General features: G+C 73.9%; 17 protein-coding genes and 4 tRNA genes. 8 read left to right on the plus strand and 13 right to left on the minus strand.

Annotation, left to right across the window (positions count from 1 at the left end):
- Positions 1–120 precede the first annotated feature (120 nt).
- Positions 121–528 carry a VOC family protein gene (locus tag ABD330_RS14135; protein WP_344464688.1) on the plus strand — a complete coding sequence of 136 codons (408 nt, stop codon included), beginning with the start codon at positions 121–123 and terminating at the stop codon, positions 526–528.
- Between the two features lie 38 nt (positions 529–566).
- Here ABD330_RS14135 and ABD330_RS14140 read toward each other — a convergent pair whose 3' ends face one another.
- Entirely contained in the window at positions 567–3,881 is a 3,315-nt protein-coding gene (locus ABD330_RS14140) for a hybrid sensor histidine kinase/response regulator (RefSeq protein WP_344464690.1), read from the minus strand.
- A 203-nt stretch (positions 3,882–4,084) separates the two neighbouring features.
- Between ABD330_RS14140 and ABD330_RS14145 the strand changes: the two genes are divergently transcribed.
- The 3 genes from ABD330_RS14145 (at position 4,085) to ABD330_RS14155 (ending at position 4,586) form a co-directional block, all read left to right on the plus strand.
- A tRNA-Ser gene (locus ABD330_RS14145) sits at positions 4,085–4,175 on the plus strand.
- Positions 4,176–4,364: 189 nt separating this feature from the next.
- Positions 4,365–4,437, plus strand: a tRNA-Arg gene (locus ABD330_RS14150).
- A 76-nt stretch (positions 4,438–4,513) separates the two neighbouring features.
- Positions 4,514–4,586: transfer RNA gene (locus tag ABD330_RS14155), tRNA-Arg, on the plus strand.
- A gap of 84 nt (positions 4,587–4,670) precedes the next feature.
- Here ABD330_RS14155 and ABD330_RS14160 read toward each other — a convergent pair.
- Both ABD330_RS14160 and ABD330_RS14165 read right to left on the minus strand, forming a co-directional pair.
- Positions 4,671–5,870, minus strand: coding sequence for a globin domain-containing protein (locus ABD330_RS14160; RefSeq protein ID WP_344464692.1), 1,200 nt, complete (start codon positions 5,868–5,870; stop codon positions 4,671–4,673).
- A 10-nt stretch (positions 5,871–5,880) separates the two neighbouring features.
- Positions 5,881–6,321, minus strand: coding sequence for a globin family protein (locus ABD330_RS14165; protein WP_344464694.1), 441 nt, complete (start codon positions 6,319–6,321; stop codon positions 5,881–5,883).
- Positions 6,322–6,615: 294 nt separating this feature from the next.
- Between ABD330_RS14165 and ABD330_RS14170 the strand changes: the two genes are divergently transcribed.
- Both ABD330_RS14170 and ABD330_RS14175 read left to right on the plus strand, forming a co-directional pair.
- Complete coding sequence (locus tag ABD330_RS14170) at positions 6,616–9,645, plus strand: Ig-like domain-containing protein (RefSeq protein ID WP_344464696.1); 3,030 nt, start codon at positions 6,616–6,618, stop codon at positions 9,643–9,645.
- Between the two features lie 284 nt (positions 9,646–9,929).
- Entirely contained in the window at positions 9,930–11,102 is a 1,173-nt protein-coding gene (locus ABD330_RS14175) for an SPFH domain-containing protein (RefSeq protein WP_344464698.1), read from the plus strand.
- 34 nt (positions 11,103–11,136) lie between these two features.
- Here the strand turns inward: ABD330_RS14175 and ABD330_RS14180 are convergent, their stop codons facing one another.
- Positions 11,137–12,105, minus strand: coding sequence for an aldo/keto reductase (locus ABD330_RS14180; RefSeq protein ID WP_344464700.1), 969 nt, complete (start codon positions 12,103–12,105; stop codon positions 11,137–11,139).
- Positions 12,106–12,284: 179 nt separating this feature from the next.
- Between ABD330_RS14180 and ABD330_RS14185 the strand changes: the two genes are divergently transcribed.
- Together ABD330_RS14185 and ABD330_RS14190 are read left to right on the plus strand one after the other, a co-directional pair.
- Complete coding sequence (locus ABD330_RS14185) at positions 12,285–12,482, plus strand: hypothetical protein (RefSeq protein WP_344464702.1); 198 nt, start codon at positions 12,285–12,287, stop codon at positions 12,480–12,482.
- Between the two features lie 180 nt (positions 12,483–12,662).
- Positions 12,663–13,559, plus strand: a complete 897-nt coding sequence (locus ABD330_RS14190) for a tyrosine-protein phosphatase (RefSeq protein ID WP_344464704.1) — start codon at positions 12,663–12,665, stop codon at positions 13,557–13,559.
- A gap of 98 nt (positions 13,560–13,657) precedes the next feature.
- Here the strand turns inward: ABD330_RS14190 and ABD330_RS14195 are convergent, their stop codons facing one another.
- The 9 genes from ABD330_RS14195 to ABD330_RS14235 all read right to left on the minus strand — a co-directional run bounded on the left by ABD330_RS14195 (position 13,658) and on the right by ABD330_RS14235 (position 19,180).
- A complete protein-coding gene (locus ABD330_RS14195; RefSeq protein ID WP_425555529.1) occupies positions 13,658–14,500 on the minus strand; it encodes an RNA polymerase sigma factor SigF in 843 nt (280 codons plus the stop codon).
- Positions 14,501–14,798: 298 nt separating this feature from the next.
- On the minus strand, positions 14,799–15,641 hold the full coding sequence (locus ABD330_RS14200; RefSeq protein ID WP_425555530.1) for an RNA polymerase sigma factor SigF: 843 nt from the start codon (positions 15,639–15,641) through the stop codon (positions 14,799–14,801).
- Positions 15,642–15,946: 305 nt separating this feature from the next.
- On the minus strand, positions 15,947–16,240 hold the full coding sequence (locus ABD330_RS14205; protein ID WP_344464710.1) for a Dabb family protein: 294 nt from the start codon (positions 16,238–16,240) through the stop codon (positions 15,947–15,949).
- Between the two features lie 147 nt (positions 16,241–16,387).
- On the minus strand, positions 16,388–16,528 hold the full coding sequence (locus ABD330_RS14210) for a hypothetical protein (protein ID WP_344464800.1): 141 nt from the start codon (positions 16,526–16,528) through the stop codon (positions 16,388–16,390).
- Between the two features lie 458 nt (positions 16,529–16,986).
- Complete coding sequence (locus ABD330_RS14215; protein ID WP_280715856.1) at positions 16,987–17,160, minus strand: hypothetical protein; 174 nt, start codon at positions 17,158–17,160, stop codon at positions 16,987–16,989.
- A 213-nt stretch (positions 17,161–17,373) separates the two neighbouring features.
- A tRNA-Ser gene (locus ABD330_RS14220) sits at positions 17,374–17,463 on the minus strand.
- 55 nt (positions 17,464–17,518) lie between these two features.
- Positions 17,519–18,016 (minus strand): tRNA adenosine(34) deaminase TadA, encoded by a 498-nt coding sequence (gene tadA, locus ABD330_RS14225; protein ID WP_344464714.1) that lies wholly within the window; start codon positions 18,014–18,016, stop codon positions 17,519–17,521.
- A gap of 29 nt (positions 18,017–18,045) precedes the next feature.
- Entirely contained in the window at positions 18,046–18,564 is a 519-nt protein-coding gene (locus ABD330_RS14230; protein WP_425555527.1) for a tRNA adenosine deaminase-associated protein, read from the minus strand.
- A 370-nt stretch (positions 18,565–18,934) separates the two neighbouring features.
- A complete protein-coding gene (locus ABD330_RS14235; protein ID WP_344464718.1) occupies positions 18,935–19,180 on the minus strand; it encodes a hypothetical protein in 246 nt (81 codons plus the stop codon).
- Positions 19,181–19,292: the final 112 nt, after the last annotated feature.

Genomic DNA, 19,292 nt, shown 5'->3' on the forward strand with positions numbered 1-19,292 from the left:
GCCGCACCCCGCCCGGCTCCTTCGGCCCGGGCCGTGCCGTCCGGCGGTCGACCTCGGCAAACGGCCCGCCCGGCAAGCTCTTCTGAGTGACTGTCAGACCTTCCGTCTAGCGTTTACCGCATGGACCTCAACCTCTCGCACGTCATGCTCCTCGTGAACGACCAGGACGAGGCGCTCGCCTTCTACCGCGACACCCTCGGCTTCGAGGTGCGCAACGACGTCAAGTTCGAGCAGATGCGCTGGGTCACCGTCGGCCCGAAGTCCCAGCCCGAGCTGGAGATCCTGCTCGAAACGGCGGACACCCGCTCGCCGGCCGACCGGGAGGCGATCCGGGAGCTGGTGGCGAAGGGCTCGCTCGGCACCCTGATCTTCACCACGCAGGACTGCGACGCCACCTTCGAGAAGCTCCGGGCCGCGGGCGCCGAGGTGACGCAGGAGCCGGTCGACCAGCCCTACGGCGTCCGCGACTGCGCCTTCCGCGACCCGTCGGGCAATCACATCCGCTTCTCGCAGCACTTCAAGAGCTGACCACGCCCCGGAGCGGTTCCGGCGCGGGGCGGGCCTGCTCAGCGCGCCGTACTGACCTCGCCCATCGCGCCGATCCGCCCCAGCAGGTCGACGATCCGGGACTGCACGTCCTCGGTCGTCGACCGCTCGGCGAGGAAGAGCACCGTCTCGCCCGTCCGCAGCCGCGGCAGCTCCTGCGGGTCGAGGTCGACCGCGGTGTAGACGACCAGCGGGGTGCGGTGCAGCCGGTCGTTGGCGCGCAGCCAGTCCAGCAGCCCGACCCGGCGGCGGCGGATCTGCAAGAGGTCCATCACCACCAGGTTGGGCTGCACGCTGCTGGCCCGGGAGACGGCGTCGTTCTCGCTCACCGCGTGCTCGACGTGCATCCCGCGCCGCTCCAGGCTGGTGATCATCGCGGCGGCGATGTCGGGGTCGGCCTCGACCAGCAGCACCCGGGGGGCGTGCTGCTCGCTGTCGCGCGGCGCGAGCGCCCGGAGCAGGACGGCCGGGTCCGCGCCGTACGCGGCGTCCCGGGTGGCCTGGCCGAGACCGGCCGTGACCAGCACCGGGACCCGGCTGTTCAGCGCGGCGGTGCGCAGCGACTGGAGCGCCGTCCGGGTGATCGGCCCGGTCAGCGGGTCGACGAAGAGCGCGGCCGGGTACGCGGCGACCTGAGCGTCCACCTCCTCGCGGGAGCGGACGATCACCGGGCGGTAGCCGCGGTCCTGGAGGGCCTGCTTGGTGGACGGGTCCGGCTCGGGCCAGACCAGCAGGCGCCGGGTGCCGCCGTCGACGGCCGGCGCCACCATCGTCGGGTAGTCCGGGTAGGCGCCCGGCTCGGCACGGTCCGGCCCGGACTGCTCCGCACTGGAGCGGGCCAGCTCCGACACCGGGCGCGGCGGCGTACGGGTCCCGGCCGCTCCGGCGGCCTCGGGCGCCTCGGACGTGACGGACGCCACGGCGGGCGGCAGCGCGGCCCGGACGGCGGGGACGGCGGTGGGTCCGGCGGCCGGCTGCGCCGGAAGCTGCTCGGTGGGCGGCTCCGGCTGCGGGAACGCGTTCGGGAAGGCGCCGGCGAACCCGCCGAGCGGACGCGGCGGGGACAGCTCCCCGAGGCCGCTGCCGACCGGCCGGGGCTCGGACACCTCGGTGGGAGCGGGGACGGCCGGCGGGACCGACGGCCGCTCGGGGAGCTGCGACTTGGCGAGCTCCAGCTCGGCGCCGCCACCGGGCGCCGTCGGCTGTGCGGGCAGCGCGAGCCGGCGCCGACGGCCGGTCGGTGGGACGGCCGGCGCGGCGTCCGACTCGGGCGGCGCGACGGGTACGGGCGGCAGTGCGTGCTCCAGGCCCGGGTAGAGCGGCGTCCCGGGGTCGGGGATGCCGGGGAGCGACAGCGCACCGGAGGACTCCGGGCCCGCGGCGGCGGCCACCGCGCGGCGCCGCCGTCCGGGACGTCCCTGCTCCTCCGCCGGGCTCTCCGCCTCGGCCGGTTCCGCGTCCCTCGGTTCCTCCGACGGGCCGGGGCCCAGCGCGATCGGCCCCAGGGCGATCGGGCCGCGCGCGGCGGGCTCCTCCGCCCGGCCGGACCGAGCGGGCCGGTCGGTACCGGGTCGGTCGGCGCCCGGTCGTTCGGTACCGGGCCGGTCGGCCTCGGCCGGAAGGTCCGTGGCGTCCGGACGCCCGGCCTCCGCCTCGGGTGCGGCGGCCGGCTCCTCGGGCCCCCGCCGCTCCGGCGGTGCGGGCCGGACCTCGGGGAGGTCCGGCAGCATCGCGGTGTCGGTCTCCTTGGGGACCCGCTGCTGCACGCCCTTGGCGGCCTTCGCCGCCGCCGGGTCGAGCGGCAGTTCCACCACGTACGTCGTCCCGGCCCGGTTCGGCAGCTCGTGCTGCTGGAGCACGCCGTTGTGCCGCTCCACGATGGCGCGGGCGATCGGGAGGTGCACCGGGCTGCTGGTCCGGGACGGGCCGCGGACCTCGATCCGGGCGACGTCGCCGCGCTGCGCCGCGGCGAGCACGACCATCGGCGCCTCGCCGCCGGCCGGCGGCAGCGCGGGTACGCCGAGCGAGGCCGAGGTGGGCTGGGGCACCACCGGGCCGTCGAGCGAGAGCGCCACGCCGCTGACGTCCGCCACCAGGTGGGCGAGCGCCTGGGCCAGCCGCTCCCGGTCGGCCGTCACCTCGACCGAGGCCGCGTGCACCGAGTAGCGCACCCGGCCGGCGCCGACCAGCTCACCGGCCCGCTCGACCGCCCGCTGGACAATCTTGTCGAGCCGGACGGGCTCGCGCTCCAGCGACTGCCCGCCGGTCTCGGCCTCGTCCTCGAAGCGCTGGTGGGTCAGCACGCCGTCTATCAGGGTGCCGAACCGGCGGCACTCGTCCGCGAGCCGGCGCAGCGTCCAGTTGGCCTCCGGCCAGAGCTGACCGGCCGGGTCGGCCGCCAGGGCGTCGATCCGCCGGTGCAGCGCGGTCAGCGCGGTGCCGAGCTCGCTCTCCAGGACGGCCGTGAGGTGCTCGTTGCGGGCGATCAGGGCGAGTTCCCTGGTCCGGTCGGTGAAGGTCATCACCGCGCCGACCAGCTGGTCGCCGTCCCGGACGGGAGCGGTGGTCAGGTCCACCGTCACCGGCTGGCCGTCCTTGCGCCAGAGCACCGTGCCGCGTACCCGGTGCTTGCGGCCGGAGAGCAGGGTGTCCAGCAGTGCCGAGCCCTCCAGCGCCAGCGGGGTGCCGTCCGCCTGCGAGTGCTGGATCAGCGGGTGCAGCTCGCGCCCGCCCAGCTCGCTCGCCCGGTAGTCCAGGATGTGTGCGGCGGCCGGGTTGACCAGCACCACGCGGCCTTCGAGGTCCACGCCGAGCACGCCCTCGGCGGCGGCCCGCAGGATCATCTCGGTCTGCTTGTGCTGGCGGCGCAGCTCCGCCTCGACCCCGAGCCGGCTGGAGAGGTCGCGGACGAGCAGCAGCAGCAGGTCGCTGCCGGACTTGCTGCCGTACCCGGCGCCGGACGAGAAGGTGTAGCCCCGGCCCTCGCTGCCGAGGCCCTCGCTCGCGCCGTCGTCGGCGAAGTCGTTGCCGGAGACCTCGACCGGGAAGGCGCTGCCGTCGGTGCGGCGGGCGGTCATCCGGACGGGGTGGTCCAGGCCCTCGGGCTCGCGCGGGGCCGGGCGCATCGAGCCGGGGATCCGGCTCGGGTCGAACTCGGGGAGCAGATCGAGCACCCCCATCCCGACCAGCGAGGTGCCCGGCGCCTGCAGGCTCTGCACGGCGGCCTGGTTGGCGTCGACGACGGTGCCGTTGCTGTTGACCAGCAACAGCGCGTCCGGCAGCGCATCGAGTATCGCGGCGAGGCGAGCAGCGCCTCGGATCGGCCTGCTGCTCACGTCGACAGGTCTCCTCACGACTTGCGTCACGGCTTGCGACTCGCGGCTCGCGCTCTCCTCGGGAGACTGGAGTATCTCATTCTTCTTTGCGCTGCGGATGACCCGCCTAGTAACGTTGTCGGTGGTTGGTGTTGGAGCCCCTGGCTGTGGCATCATCACATTCGCACGGAGTGCGCCGGGTGAACCGGTGCGATCCGCGCGGAGGAGGCTTCGCCTAGTCCGGTCTATGGCGCCGCACTGCTAATGCGGTTTGGGACTTCAATCCCATCGAGGGTTCAAATCCCTCAGCCTCCGCCTCCGAGAGCCCCGTCGGCAGTACGCCGGCGGGGCTCTCCGCTTGTCCGGCCCCGGGTGCTCCTGCGAGTGCCCCCGCAGGCCGCCGTCCGGGGTGGTCGCTGTCCGGGATCAATCGATTTCGCCCCACGTCGCAGGTCATGTAATGTTGTCCCCGCACCGCCCCGCTGGTTCGAACCGGCAGGGCGAGCGCTCATAGCTCAACGGATAGAGCACTTGACTACGGATCAAGAGGTTGCAGGTTCGAATCCTGCTGAGCGCACCGCAATCGAGAGGCTCCGGGCTTCGTCCCGGGGTCTCCTCGTTTGCTCCGCGCAGTACAGCACGCAGTACCACGAGCGCTCATAGCTCAACGGATAGAGCACTTGACTACGGATCAAGAGGTTGCAGGTTCGAATCCTGCTGAGCGCACAGACCGAAGGCCCCGGGCGGATCGCCCGGGGCCTTCGTCGTGCCCGGGTGCCGTGCCCGCTCCGGGCGGGCGGTTTCCGGGGGTCATCCCAGCTCCGTCCGGTTGATCCAGGCGACGTCGCGCCGGTCGAGGAACCACTCGGACGAGGTCAGCGGCCGCCGCCGGTTCAGGGTCAGCGGGACGGGGTCGTGCCGGATCAGCTCGGGCTGCGCGCCGAGCCGGAGCAGCAGCCCGGTGAGTTCGGGCGCGAGGTCCGGCGGCCCGCTGAGGTGGATGTCGTGGCCGGCCCAGCCGCCCCGCTCGCACAGCCCGTGCCGCAGCAGCTCGGACGCCTGCTCCCGGCCCGCGCGCGGGCCGGGAGCCGTGGGCACCACCTCCAGCCAGGTGTGCCGGGCCGCCAGCTCGCGCACCGCGGCCAGGTCGTACTGGTCGGCCTCGTTCCGGGCGGCCAGGAAGAGGGTGGTCGGCCGCCCCCGGCCACCGGCCAGCTCGTCGAGGAGCGCTTTGATCTGCGCCCAGCCCGTCCCGCCGGCCACCGCGAGCAGCGGCCGGACGGCCTGCGGGTCGAGGACGCAGGCGCCGAGCGGCGCGCCGATCCGCAGCCGTTCGCCGGGCAGCACGTCGTTGACCAGCGCGCTGCTCAGCAGCCCGTCGGGCACCCGGCGGACGTGCAGCTCCAGGGTGCCGTCGGCGCGCGGGGCGTTGGCGATCGAGTACGGGCGCCAGACCTGGGGCTGCCGGGGCGAGCAGAGCGAGAGGTACTGCCCGGCGCGGTAGGGGTACGGGCGGTCGGGGGCCAGGGTGAGGATCACCACGTCGGGCGTCGCGCGGCGACGGGCCGTCACCCGCGCCTCCCACCAGGCGGGGGTGCCGGCCGGTTCGGCCGCGGCGGCGTCGATCATGGCCTGGGAGATCACGGTGTACGCCTCGGTCCAGGCCTTCTCCAGTTCGGGCGTCCAGGAGTGGCCGGAGAAGTGCCGGACGGCGGCGATCAGGCTGGCGCCGACGGCCGGGTAGTGCTCGGGTGCGGCCCGGAACTTGCGGTGGTCGCGCCCGAGCGCCCGGAGGTAGGCGGCGAACCCGGCGGAGTCGTCCGCGCGGCGGACGACCTCGGTGAGTGCGGCGAACAGCCGGTCGCGCTGCTCGGCCATCCCGGCGGGGAAGAGCGCCCGCAGCTCCGGGTTGTGTGCGAAGAGGTGGGCGTAGAAGTACTTGGCCAGGTGGTCGGCGCGGAGCTCGACGACGGCGAAGCTCGCGCGGACGACCGCTGGGTCGAAGGACACCGCAGGGTTCTCAGTGCCCGGCGGTGGCGGAACCGGCCCCGGGCAGGGCCTCGGTGAGCGCCTCGGCCATCGTCGAGGAGACCGTCCCGTACACGGCCAGCCAGGAGGCCTCGGTCTCGGGCGTCCAGGCCGTCCCCGCGTAGTGCCGCAGGGTGGCGATCAGGCTGGCCCCGACGGCGGGGAAGTGGGCGGGGAGCGCACCGTACCCGGCGTGCCGCCGCCCGAGCTCGCGCAGGAACGGGAGCAGCGTCCCGGTGTCCTCCAGATGGGTGACGAGGGCGCCGAGGGCGGACCAGAGCCGGTCCTGCTGGTCGTCCAGGTGCTCGGCGAACAGGTCCCGGACGTCGGGGTGGTGTTCGAACAGATGCCGGTAGAAGTGGGCCGCCGCCTCGGGGCCGTACGGCTCCACGAGGGCGAAGCTGCTCTTGATGAGACCGGGGTTAATCGTCACGGAGCCTGACTCTACTGAGCCGGTGCCCAAATCGAACAGGTCTCCTTGATGAATGGTCATGTGCCTGCCGGAGAAGCTCGGTTGTACACAACCCGAGACGGCTGAAATGCGTCTGTGCTGGGTACTTCCCGCTCTATGCGGCGAATGCCCGCCAATCGGGTGCTAACCGGGCAAGCCCATCGGTGTCGCGGTATGCCGGACTCCGGGTCGTGATTCCCTTTTGTCAGATCGTATGGCTGCGTCAGATTCCCAGCCCACACCGCCCGTTGGCGGCCGACACCGAAGGAGAGCCGGATGAGCCGACAGTTTCCCCATGCCGCCGAGGTGTCCGCCACCCGCCCCGGGCGGTGCGGTCCCGATGCCCTGCCGGGCAGGCGACTCGGCAGGGGAGTGGCCGTGCTCGCGGCCACCGCGCTGCTGCTGAGCTGGAGCCCGTCCCCGTCCGGGGCGCAGCAGACCCCGGACACCTGGACGGGAGAACACCGGGCGGTGCTGCCCTCCGGACTCGCCGTCGCGCTCGATTTCGCCCCCCTGCCCGGGGTCAGCGCTTCGGCCGCGCCCGGAAAACTCGATTCCGGTACCGGCACGACCAGCCCGTACGCGGACGGAGTGCACGGCGGAGATCCGGCCGAAACCTTCCGGATCGCCGAGGACCGGCCCCGTGCGGACGGTTCCTGGCGCACCCTGGGAACGCTCCAGCTCTCCTTCTCCCGGTCGGTCCGAAATCCCCGGCTGCACGTCAGCGGTCTCACTTCGCTCGCCACCGGAAAGGACGGCAGCACCGCCGGCGCGGCCCGACTGACCGTCACCGGCGGTTCCCCGAGCGTCCCGAGCCTGGTCGGCCGCACGGGCTGGACGGGCTGGACGGTCGGCGGCAACAGCCTCGCCCCCACCGGGGACGACTCCGCCACGGCCACCTTGGACAGCCTGGGCACCCTCGAACTCTCCGGCACCGTCAGCACGGTCGCCCTCCGGGTCGAGCAGCGCAGCACCGCCCGTGCGGGTAGCACCGCCGCCCCCGAGCCGCTGCGCCCGGCGTACACCGTCACCCTGGACGAGGAGCTCAGCACCGCGCCGCAGGGGTACGGCAACGCCTCGCACCTGCTCTCCGACCTGTTCCTCGGCCAGGACGCGGCCGGGGCGGTGCTCGGCCGGCTGGCGGCGGCCCAGCCCGAGTCGCCGCACCCGCTGGTCCCCGCCGCCGTCCCGGGCGTCCGGGAGCCCGCCGCACTCGACCGGCTCGCCCGGCCGATGGTCGAGGTGGGCGGCGGCACCCGGCAGCACAGCCCGTGGGCCAACCCGGCGCCGCCCGCGCTCCAGCCGGGCCGCAGCGAGTACCAGGGCACCGACCCGACGGTGAGCTTCCCGGCGGTCGCCGCGATCGGCCGGTACTACTCCGTCACCGTCCCGGTGAGCCCCGGCAGCGGGCCCGCCACGCTGGCCGGATGGATCGACTTCGACCACAGCGGCGGCTTCGACGCCACCGAGCGGGTCCAGGCCGAAGTCCCGGCCGGCAGCTCCTCGGCGACGCTGGAGTGGACCGTCCCCGACAACGCGGCGGCGGGGGAGACCTGGGCCCGGCTGCGGCTCGCCCGGGACTCCTCCCAGCTGGTCGGCGCGTCCGGCTTCGCCGACTCGGGCGAGGTGCTGGACCAGCGCGTCCAGCTCGCGGTCGGCGCGGCGCGGCCCGAGATCACCGGCCCGGTCAGCGGGGCGGTGGTCGCGGACAGCCGGCCCGAGATCCGTGGTGAAGGCGCCGTCCAGGGCGCCACCGTCGAGGTCGTCGAGGGTTCCGGTGCGCTCTGCCGGGTCAGGGTCGGCGCCGACGGCGCCTGGTCCTGCCGCCCGGACGCGCCGCTCGCCCAGGGCCCGCACAGCCTCGTCCCGGTCGAGACCACCAAGGGCGGTGTGGTGCTGCGCGGCGAGGCGGCGCGGCTCACGGTCAAGACCGACCCGCCGGCCGCGCCGGCGCTCACCCTGCCCGAGTACACCAACGACCCCGGCCTGATGCTCACCGGCACCGCCGACCCGGGCAGCACGGTCTCCGTCACGGACGGCTCCACCGCGCCCGGGGTGGTCCGGGTGGCCGGGGAGCTGTGCAGCACGGCCGTCGCGCCCGACCGCAGCTGGAACTGCCTGCCGGTGGAGAACCTCGCCGACGGCAGGCACCAGCTGACCGCCGCCGCCGTCGACGCGGCGGGCAACCGGACGGCGGGCAAGCCGGTCGTCCTGGTGGTCGACACCGTCGCCCCCGACAAGCCGGTCCTGACCACCCCGGCGGCGGGCGACACCCTCCCGAACGCGCGCCCCGGGCTCGCCGGGCGGGCGGAGGCCGGAGCCGCCGTCACCGTCACCGCGACCGCACGCGGCGGCGCGCCGGGCGCGCCGGTCCCGGTCTGCGGCGTCCGGGCCGGCACGGACGGGTCGTGGAACTGCACGCCCGCCCGGGACCTCCCGGCGGGCGACCAGGCCCTGACCGTCACCGCCACGGACCGGGCGGGCAACAGCACGGCGGCGGACGCGGTCAACGTCCACGTCCCGCAGCCGGCCGCCGCCTCCCCGGCTCCGGCAGCCAGTCCGACGCCTTCGCCCACGCCCACGCCCACGCCCACGCCGGCCGCTACCCCGGCGTCCTCGCTCCCGCCGACCCCGGCTGCGACCGGTGCGCCGAGCGTCGCGCCCGCGGCCACGCCGCCGTCCGAGGTCCCGGCGCTGCTCCCGATCGTGGTGCCCCCGCTGTCCACCCCGCCGGTCGCTCCGCCGGTCGCTCCGAGTCCGAGCGTGATCCCGGGCGTGAGCGTGAGCGTGATCCCGGAGGTGAGTCCGAGTCCGGTCCCGAGCGTGGCGCCCGCCGTCCCGGCCGTGCCTTCGACGCTCGTGGCCTCGCCCTCGGCGGCGTCCCCGGCCCCTGCTTCGGCCTCGGCGGCGTCCTCGGCCCCTGCTTCCGCCGTGGCCGCCACCCCGGCCGCCGTCTCGCCGCCGGCTGCACCGTCGGCGTCGGCGGCATCGGCATCGGCATCGGCACCGTCCGGTGCCGGGTCCTCCGCCGCGCCCTCCGCCCCGGGCAAGGCGGCCGCCCCCGGCGCCGCGCCCGCCCGTAGCGGGCAGGCTCCGGACCCGGCGGTACCGGCGGCGGCGAGCTCCGAGGAGTCCCGGGTGCTCGCGGCTCCGCCCGTCGACACGGTGGCCGAGGCCGCCGCCGCGCACCGGTCCGCCGTGGACGCCTGGCGGGCCACCGGCTGCGGGGTGCTGCTCCTGCTCGCGGCGATCACCCTGGCGACCCGCCGGGTCCTCAGCCGCGGGCCCGGTAAACGCAGGCGCTGACGCCGAACCGGTCCGCCCGTCGCCCACCCCGGTGACGGGCGGACCGGTTTCGACACGCCGTCAGAAGTCGACGACACGCCGTATCCGATATGTCGCATTTGATGACTTATCAGCCTAGCCTGGATCCGGCACCGCCCGTCAGATCCGGGCCGCCCGTCGCGCGACACACCGACCCCGAGGATCCGTGCATGGACGTCACCCGCGATTCTTCGCAGCGACCCGATTCCTGGCCCCCCGCCCTGCCAGGGCTCGTCCCGTCCGGAGCCGGCCCGCTCAACCGGGCGGTGACCAACGCGATCGCCCGGCCGCTGATCAAGTCGGGCCCGGTCCTCGCGGAGGACGAGCTGGAGAGCGGCCCGGCCGCCCGGCCCGCCGCCGACACGCCCCCGCCCGTCACGGCTGTCACACCCGCCGCTCCCACCACACCCGCCGCGCCCACCACATCCGCCGCGCCCACCACACCCGCCGCACCGGCCGCCCGTCGGCCGCCGCGCACCGACCCCGCGCTCCGCGAACGGCACGCCCGCGCACTGCCGGGCTGGATCGCCGTCTCCGCGCTGCTGCTCGCCCTCGTCGGCGGCGTCCTGGTGCTGGCCCGGGCCGGGGTGATCCCGCACTTCGAGGCGCTCCCGGACGTCCGCAGCGCCGCCGTCCGGGAGAGCGGCACCGTCGAACTGAGCGCCCGGGTGGTCGCCGCCGCCTCCGCCGCCGCGCTGGCCGCCTTCCTGGTGCTGGGCGGCCTGCTGGTCAACGCGGGCGGCGAGACCCGCGTCCTCACCCGCTGGGGCCGGTACCGGGGCACCGTCCGCCGCACCGGTCTGGTCTGGGTCAACCCGACGCTGCGCCGCCGACGGGTGGACGTGCGGCTGCGCCACTGGCGCAGCGAGCCGGCCGACGTGGTGGACCGGACGGGCACCCCGATCGTCGTCCGGCTGCTGATCGTCTGGCGGGTCAAGGACACCGCGCGCGCCCTGTTCGGCCTCGCCGCCCACGAGGACTACCTCCGCGAGCAGGTGCAGGCGGTGCTGACCCGGACGGCGAGCACGCTGCCCTGCGACAGCAACGCCGTCCCCGGCCCCGCGCTGCGGGACGGCCAGTGGTTCGCCGACGAGCTGACCCGGGCGCTGGCCGCCGAGGTCGCCGCCGCCGGACTGGAGGTCTACTCCGTCCAGCCACTGGCCCTCGACTACGCGCCGGAGGTGTCCGAGAGCATGCGCCGGCGCCGCCTCGCCGACCTGGACGCGGGCCTGCGCACCATCCTGGTCGACGATGCGGTGGAGGCGGCGGCCCTGGCCGTCCGGCGCCTGGAACGGGCCACCGCGCACGAACTGGACGAGGCCGCCCGCAGCTCGCTGATGGAGCACCTGCTGGTCGCCTTCGTGGCCCCGGCCGGCATCACGGCGGCCGTCCCCTCCCCGGCGGTCCGGGCCGGCCGCCGGGAGGGACGTCCGGCCTGAGACCGACCGTTGTCCACAGGCTGTGGACGGCGAGTCAGGCCGAGGCCTCTCCGAGCAGCTCCAGGTCCTCCGGGGTGAGCTCCAGGTGCGCCGCCGCGAGCAGGGCGGGCAACTGCTCGGGGGTCCGGGCGCTGGCGATCGGGGACACCACCGTCGGCTGGGCACCCAGCCAGGCCAGGGCCGCGGTGGCGGGTTCCACGCCGTGGATCGCGGCCACCTTGTCCAGCGCCGCGAGCACCCGCGGGCCGCGCGGGGTCTCCAGGTAGCGGGCCGCGCCGAGCGCGCGGGCGCTGGGCACCGCCGCGCCGTCCGCGCGGTACTTGCCCGTCAGGAAGCCCGAGGCGAGCGCGTAGTACGGCACCGAGGCGAGCCCGTGCGCGGCGACGACCTCGGCGAGCGGGCCCTCGTACGTCGCGCGCGAGACCAGGTTGTAGTGCGGCTGGACGGCGACGTACGCCGCCAGGCCCTCGCGGGCCGAGAACTCCAGTGCCTCGGTGAGCCGCTCCGCGCTGATGTTGGAGGCCGCGATGGCGCGGACCTTGCCCGCCCGGACGAGTTCGTCGAGCGCGCCGATGAACTCCTCGACCGGGGTCTGCGGGTCGTCCCAGTGGGTGTAGAGCAGGTCGATCCGCTCGGTGCCGAGCCGCCGCAGCGAGGCCTCGGTGGTGGCCCGGACGTTCGCGGCCTTCAGCCCGGCGGCGTCCGGGTGGCCGCCGATCTTGGTGGCGACCACGATGTCCTCGTGGTGGCCCCGGCGCCGCAGCCAGTTGCCGATGATGGTCTCCGACTCGCCGCCGGAGTTGCCGGGGACCCAGGCGGAGTAGACGTCGGCGGTGTCGACGAAGTTGCCGCCGCCGGCCGTGTAGGCGTCCAGCACGGCGAAGGAGCGGGCTTCGTCGGCCGTCCAGCCGAAGACGTTGCCGCCGAGGCAGAGGGGTGACACGGCGAGGTCCGAACCGCCGAGGTGCACCTTGGGAGTGGCGTCGCTGTGGTTGTCGGTCATACCGGCAGTCAACCGGATCCGCCCGCCGTGTCGTCCCGGATCGCGTGAGACTTCACGAGGATGTCTCATGTCCGTTCTCCGCCTGCGGTGGGGCGCGGGCCCCGGGTGCGCGCGCCCGGATCACTGCGGCGGGGGTCCGGGCTGTCCTCCGACCGGCCGGGTTGGCTAGAGTCCGTGCCATGGCTGACAACGACTACGACCCCGCCGGCAGCACCCAGATGTTCCGGGCGTTCGTCGACGAGAGCCCCGCACCTCAGGCGCCGGGCTCCGTCTCGACCTACAGCAGCGGTGGCGGCAACAAGACAGGCAAGATCGTCGGCATCGCCGTCGCGGTGATCGTCGTGCTCGGCGCCGTGATCTGGCTCGCCGTCAAGTAGACCTCCACTCCTCCAGCGGCAGGCCCGGGCCCCGGCTCCCCTCGCAGGGGGGCCGCCGGGTGCTGCCCGGCGCCCGGCCGACCGGCGGCCCGGTCGGATCCGGTGCCGTCCTAGACTGACCGGGTCCGGCTACTCGTACACCCGTACCCGTACGCCAGTGCCCGCGCTCCTGGAGGACCCGTGACCAAGCCCACCGAGCCCACCGAGACCGCCCGGAGCCTCGGCCTCCAGGGTGCGGCGAACGCCCGCGACCTCGGTGGCTACCGGACCGGCGACGGCCGCACGGTGCGGCACGGCGTCGCGCTGCGCGCGGACGCGCTCAACCGGCTGACCGAGGGCGACCTCGCGGTGCTCGGGAGCAGCGGCCTGCGCCGGGTCGTCGACCTGCGGAGCCTGGACGAGGTCCGGGAGGCCGGCCCCGACCTGATCCCCGGGCTGCCCGCCGCCGAGGTCCGCGACGCCGAGTTCTCCGACACACCGGTCACCGTCGAACCCACTGACCCCGACGGGCTGACCCTGCACCACCTGCCGGTCTTCGCCGCCGACTTCGACATCTACGTCGCACTGCGGGACGCCCTGGCGGGCCGGGACGCGGAGCACCAGCGCGCTGTACTCGGCGACGGCAAGGCGCACCGGATGATGATCGGCCTCTACCGCTGGTTCGTCACCGACGCCACCGCCCGGGACCGCTTCGCGAGCGTGCTGCGGCTGCTGGCGGCGCCGGACGGGCCGCCGGTGCTGTTCCACTGCTCGGCGGGCAAGGACCGCACCGGGTGGGTGGCCGCGCTGATGCTCACCGCCCTCGGGGTCGACCGGGAGACCGTCTTCGAGGACTACCTGCTCACCAACACCCGCTCGGCCGCGCTGATCGAGAGCATCGTGGAGAGTTTCGGCACCCGGGGCCTGATGAAGGAGCCCACGCTGCTGCTCCCGGTCTTCCGCGCCGAGCGGAGCTACCTGGAGGCCGCCTTCGAGGAGGTCGCCGCCGGCTGGGCGACCTTCGACGAGTTCTGGCGGGACGGCCTCGGCCTGGACGACGACACCCTCGAAGGCCTCCGCCGCAACCTGCTCACCTGACCCCCTGGGCAGCACGGGCCGACCCCTGGGGGCGCGGGGCCTCCTCCGGCCCTCGGCCGGGAGGTGCCCGATGCGCCCCGGGGGCGGTGCGACGGGCCCTACTCGTTGACGAGCCCCGCGCGGAGCTGGGTCAGGGTCTTGGTCAGCAGACGGGACACGTGCATCTGGGAGATGCCGATCTCCTCGCCGATCTGGGACTGGGTCAGGTTGCCGAAGAACCGGAGCATGATGATCCGCCGCTCGCGCGGCGGCAGCTTGGCCAGCAGCGGCTTGAGCGACTCGCGGTACTCGACGCCCTCCAGGGCCAGGTCCTCGTAGCCGAGCCGGTCGGCGAGCGGGCCGTCGCCGTCCTCCTCGCCGGGGCTGGAGTCGAGGGAGCTCGCGGTGTAGGCGTTGCCCACGGCCAGGCCCTCGACCACGTCCTCCTCGGTGACGCCGAGGAAGACGGCCAGCTCGGCGACGGTGGGGGAGCGGTCGAGCTTCTGGGAGAGTTCGTCGCCGGCCTTGGTGAGGGCGAGCCGCAGCTCCTGGAGCCGCCGGGGGACCCGGACCGACCAGCTGGTGTCGCGGAAGAACCGCTTGATCTCGCCGACCACCGTCGGCATCGCGAAGGTCGGGAACTCGACCCCGCGCTCCGGGTCGAAGCGGTCGATCGCCTTGATCAGGCCGATCGTGCCGACCTGGACGATGTCCTCCATCGGCTCGTTGCGGCTGCGGAAGCGCGCGGAGGCGTACCGGACCAGCGGCAGGTTGAGCTCGATCAGGGTGTCGCGGACGTAGGTGTGCTCGGCGCTGTCCGCCTCCAGCGTGGCCAGGCGGTGGAACAGCGAGCGGGAGAGGGTGCGGGTGTCCAGCGTCCGGTCCAGGGTGCGGTCCATCGGCTCGGCCGCCGCGCCCTCGGCAGTCACCTCCCCGGCCGCCGTGGGCGGCGGCCCGGACATGCCCGGCGCGGCGTCGGCCGTGCCGACCGCACCGCCGATGTTCTGCATGGTGCCGATCTGCGCAGGGATCTTCTCGGCGACCGATGTCGTGCCGTGGATCTCAGCACCGCCCAGCTCTCCGGACATGTACCCACCCCCTCGTGACTGACTGTTCAACGGTCACTACCGAGTGGCAGTTCCCGGCTGGGTGACTCTCCAGCTCAATACCGGATCACACGTCCCGGCAAACCCGAACGTCGCAAGATGTCACGTGGTAGTGACGCCCAGCTATCCGGTCGTCCCGGACGGCCACCCTCGGTCACTCCTCCCAGGAGTTCCCGGTCCTCAGTCGGGTGAGGATTCTCGACAGTAGCCGCGAGACGTGCATTTGTGACATGCCCAGTTCGGTACTGATCTGGGACTGCGTCAGATTGGCGAAGAACCGCAGCATGAGGATCCGCCGCTCCCGCTCGGGCAGTTGGACCAGCAGGTGGCGCACCATGTCCCGGTGCTCGACGTCGGCCAGTGCCGAGTCCTCGTAGCCGAGCCGGTCCAGCAGCGCCAGCCCGCCCTCGTGCTCCTGGGCGGCCTCCAGCGAGGCGGCGTTGTAGGCCCGGCCGGCGTCCAGGCAGGCCCGGACGTCCTCCTCCGGGATGCGCAGGTTGGCGGCGATCTCCGGCACCTTGGGGGTCCGGCCGTGGGTGACCGTCAGCTCCTCCATCGCGCCGCTGACCTGGACCCAGAGCTCCTGGAGCCGGCGCGGCACGTGCATGGTGCGGACGTTGTCCCGGAAGTACCGCTTGATCTCGCCGAGGATGGTCGGCAGCGCGTACGTCGGGAACTGCACCCCGCGCCCGGGGTCGAAGCGGTCGATCGCGTTGATCAGGCCGATCGTGCCGACCTGGACGATGTCCTCCATCGGCTCGTTGCGGCTGCGGAACCGGGTCGCGGCGTACCGGACCAGCGGGATGTTGACCTCGATCAGCGCCGCCCGGACGCGCTCCCGCTCGGGGGCGCCGGGCGGCAGCTCGGTGAGCCGCTCGAAGAGCACCCGGGTGAGCGTGCGGACGTCCACGGTGCTCCGTCCGGGCGTGGCGCGGCTGCGCAGGGCTCCCGGCGCCCCGAGGTCCCCGAGGCCGCCCGGGGTGCTCAGCAGGGCCAGCGGTGACTCCTCCTCGTCGGTCTCCGGTGCGCTGTCCTGTGTCCGCACGAACACGTCACCCCTCCCAAAGTCGACACCTTGTGATCAGCGCCGCTGATCGCGGTACTGGGTGGGGCTCACCACCTCGCCAGGTCCGGCAAAACCGGTCATAGCATCACAAGTCGCCCATAGTCCGGGCAAGTACCGCATACAGGCGTGTTGGCTGATTGTGCGGGGTAGGGACGAACGCGCCGCGGCCCCCGGACTCGGTGCGAGTCGGGGGGCCGCAGGGGTGGTGCGAGTACGACCGGTAGGCCGTCGGAGTGTCAGACCTCGACGTCGGCGATCACCCAGGTGGCGAATTCGCGCCACTGTCCGGCGGCGGCCTGATGGGCCGGGTGGCCGAGGTAGGCCTGCAGCGTCTCGCGGTCGTCGACCAGGCTGTTGATGGCGTAGTCGTACGCGATGTCGCGGACGGTGGTGTTCCAGCCGCACTCCCACTCGCGCAGCTCGGGGATCTGCGAGCCGAGCTCCTCGAACGCCTTGGCGCCGGCGACCGCGCGCTCGTCGTCCTTGGTGACGCCGTCGTTGAGCTTGAACAGGACCAGGTGCCGGATCACGATGCCGCTCCTAGCGGTTGAGGGTGTGGTGGGCCCGCCCGCGGGCAGGTCCCGGTGCCCACGGTAACGACCGCGCCCGGCGGCCCGGCCACCAGCCCGGCCACCAGCCCGGCCGCTCCGTGCCGGCCCGCTCCGCTCCGTGCCCGGCTACTTCACCAGCCCGGTCATGAACGTCCCCACCGACTTGGCCGCGTCGGAGATGCCGACGAACCCCGATTGGACCAACTCGGCCGCCCTGGCAGGTGAGGTGATGATCGTGTAGATCACGAAGATCAGCAGGAGGTACATGCCGATCTTCCTTGCCTGTGCCATCGCCCCGGCCCGCCTCCCTGCCTGTGGGTCGCAGTCCGTGTCCCCGCGCGCCCCGCCACTGCCGCGCAGCTTATCCACCGGATGGCCCACACGGTGAGAGGCGCGTTCACCCGCCGGGACGAAGGTCCCCGTGACTGGGGCCTTTCTCCGGGTGCCCCGTCAGATCCGCTGCCGCAGGATGGGGGTTGTACCGAGGATCTGGCAGGAATCGCCGGTACATGGATCCGGAGCTCCCCGCTGTGGGACCGGGTGCCGCGACTTCCCCCCGACGCGGCTCCGGTTGTGGGACTCCGCCGGGGGAGCTGCCCGTCCCCCCGGGGCAGCTCCCCCTCCGAAAGACTCCCCGTGAAGCCCTCGCAGGACGAGCCCCGGGCGTGCCCCGGCCGAGCCCCGTGCGGCCTCCGGACGAGCCGGCGGCCTGTGAGAACCCCTGGTCAGACCGCGCCGCCCTTGGTGTGCACCTGGTCCCAGGCCTCGGACACGTAGCGCTCGCGCTCGGTCAGCGACAGGTCGGGGAAGTAGTCCTTGAGGCGCTCCACCACGACCTGCTCGGGCTCGTGGCACTCGTGCAGCAGGAATGCGGCCTTGTGGACGATCTGGCTCTCCATCGGGGGTTCCTTCCTCACGCACGCCTGCCTTGTGCGGACCGTGCGGGGTCAGCATAGAACCGCCGGATGGACGGCCTGTCGCCGCGGGGCCCACCTGGGGACGAAACCGTGACGACCGTGCCACGACCGGGACACCCGAGGGCGCGGAGCGTGAGGACATGACGCACGACGAAGGGCCCGACCGTCTCCGGTCGGGCCCTTCGTGTCCTGCTCTGGCGGTAGCGGTGGGATTCGAACCCACGGTGAAGTTGCCCCCACACACGCTTTCGAGGCGTGCTCCTTTGGCCGCTCGGACACGCTACCGAGGGGAACTCTACCGGACGTGCCCGGCGGTCACGAAATCCGTATCCGGCCGGCCTCAGCGCTGGGTGTCGAAGAAGGCCAGCAGCTGCGCCGAGCACTCCTCGGCGAGCACCCCGGAAATCACCTCGGGGCGGTGGTTGAGCCGCCGGTCGCGCATCACGTCGAAGAGCGAGCCCGCCGCGCCGGCCTTCTCGTCGTACGCGCCGTAGACCACCCGGTCGACCCGGGAGAGCACGATCGCGCCCGCGCACATGGTGCACGGCTCCAGGGTCACCACCAGCGTGCAGCCGCTGAGCCGCCACTCGCCGACGGCCTTCGCCGCCTCCCGGATCGCGACCACCTCGGCGTGCGCCGTCGGGTCGCCGACCGCCTCCCGCTCGTTGTGCCCGCGCCCGAGCACCGTGCCGTCGGGGCCCAGCACGAGGGCCCCGACCGGTACGTCACCGGTGGCGGTGGCCAGCGCGGCCTCGGCGATGGCCAGGCGCATCTGGTCCGTCCAGCGGTCACGTACCGGGTCGGGGCGTACGGGGGCCGGGAGGGGGGCGATCTGCATGGCACCAGTGTCGGACACCGGTGCGCCCGCTACCGCACCGCCTCCAGGACCTCGCCGCAGCCGAGGGACTCGGCGATGTCGGCGAGCGCGTCGCCGGGCACCGCGCCCTCGCCGCTCAGGTCGAGCAGTTGCGGGGCCGCCAGCCCGAAGTCGGTCAGCAGCTCCGAGTCGCCGAGCGGCCCGACCGGGACGCCGCCGGGGCCGACCGCCCCCCGGGCGCTGTCCTCGTCCTGGCCGCCGTCGGCGCCGGCCTCCTCGTCCTCGTCGTCGAGTTCGGCGACCAGGCTGTCCAGGTCGTCGAAGTCACCGTCCCCGACCCGGTCGACCAGCTCGTCGGTGAGGATCACGCCGTACGAGCTGCGGGCCGCGGCGGCGCCGTCGGACACGAAGATCCGCGGGTCCTCCTCGCCGTCCACCCGGAGGACGGCGAACCACGCGTCCTCCTGTTCGATGAAGACCAGGACGGTGTCGTCGTCCTGGGCGGCCTCGCGGGCCAGATCGGCCAGATCGGCCAGGGTTTCGACGTTGTCGAGTTCTGTCTCGCTCACATCCCACCCGCCATCGGTGCGAGCAAGCACTGCAGCGAAGTACGCCACCGGGGACACTCCCAAGATTGGTCTCGGCTGTAGGCGATCCCGGGCGAACGCGGCCTGGCCGCCCCCGCGCCAGAGGCGGTCCGCCGTTCGGACCGTCCCACCGGCATCGTGACAGAAAGGCCGCCGCTCCGGGGAGTGTTCGGCAGCGCGTCTTTGCAGGTCGTGTCGGAATGGCCGGGAGGATGCGGCCGGCCCGGCCGGTACGGCGTCAGGTCGCGACGCCGGGTCACCGTGCCGGTCCGCAGCGTCAGGTCCGGGCCCCGGCCGGTCGTGCGGGCCGGTCGGCCGGGCGTGGCGCCGGGCCGGCCGGGTCGGCCCGGCGTCAGATCCGGAAGGTCCGCATCCGCAGCGCCTCGCGGAGCCGGCGCTCCTTCGTCCGCCGCGGCTGCACCCGGGCGCGCAGCTCGCGGGCCTCGGCGAGTTCGCGCAGGAACACGGCCCGCCGTCGGCGGCGCTGCGTCTCGTTCTCGGGTGGGCTCGTGGACTCGCTGGTGGACTCGCTCGCGGTCTCGGACGGTGCCGGAGACCCGTCTGTCGAGCCGGCCCCGGTGCGCGGGTTGCTCTTCATACGGTCCGACGTTCCCAGAAGTGATCGGTTGATACCACCGGAGAGGTATCGGTTCGGACATATCGACGCTCGCCGTCCGGCCCGTCACGGGCCGTCACGCCGCGACGCGGGG

The organism is Kitasatospora kazusensis, assembly GCF_039529945.1.
Classification (GTDB): domain Bacteria; phylum Actinomycetota; class Actinomycetes; order Streptomycetales; family Streptomycetaceae; genus Kitasatospora; species Kitasatospora kazusensis.

Bases quoted from the DNA above. Each gene is read 5' to 3' on its own strand.
- ABD330_RS14135 (WP_344464688.1), top strand. From the start codon at position 121: ATGGACCTCAACCTCTCGCACGTCATGCTCCTCGTGAACGACCAGGAC.
- ABD330_RS14170 (WP_344464696.1), top strand. From the start codon at position 6,616: ATGAGCCGACAGTTTCCCCATGCCGCCGAGGTGTCCGCCACCCGCCCC.
- ABD330_RS14180 (WP_344464700.1), bottom strand. From the start codon at position 12,105: ATGACCGACAACCACAGCGACGCCACTCCCAAGGTGCACCTCGGCGGT.
- ABD330_RS14185 (WP_344464702.1), top strand. From the start codon at position 12,285: ATGGCTGACAACGACTACGACCCCGCCGGCAGCACCCAGATGTTCCGG.
- ABD330_RS14195 (WP_425555529.1), bottom strand. From the start codon at position 14,500: ATGTCCGGGCCGCCGCCCACGGCGGCCGGGGAGGTGACTGCCGAGGGC.
- ABD330_RS14210 (WP_344464800.1), bottom strand. From the start codon at position 16,528: ATGTACCTCCTGCTGATCTTCGTGATCTACACGATCATCACCTCACCT.
- ABD330_RS14215 (WP_280715856.1), bottom strand. From the start codon at position 17,160: ATGGAGAGCCAGATCGTCCACAAGGCCGCATTCCTGCTGCACGAGTGC.
- tadA (WP_344464714.1), bottom strand. From the start codon at position 18,016: ATGCAGATCGCCCCCCTCCCGGCCCCCGTACGCCCCGACCCGGTACGT.
- ABD330_RS14235 (WP_344464718.1), bottom strand. From the start codon at position 19,180: ATGAAGAGCAACCCGCGCACCGGGGCCGGCTCGACAGACGGGTCTCCG.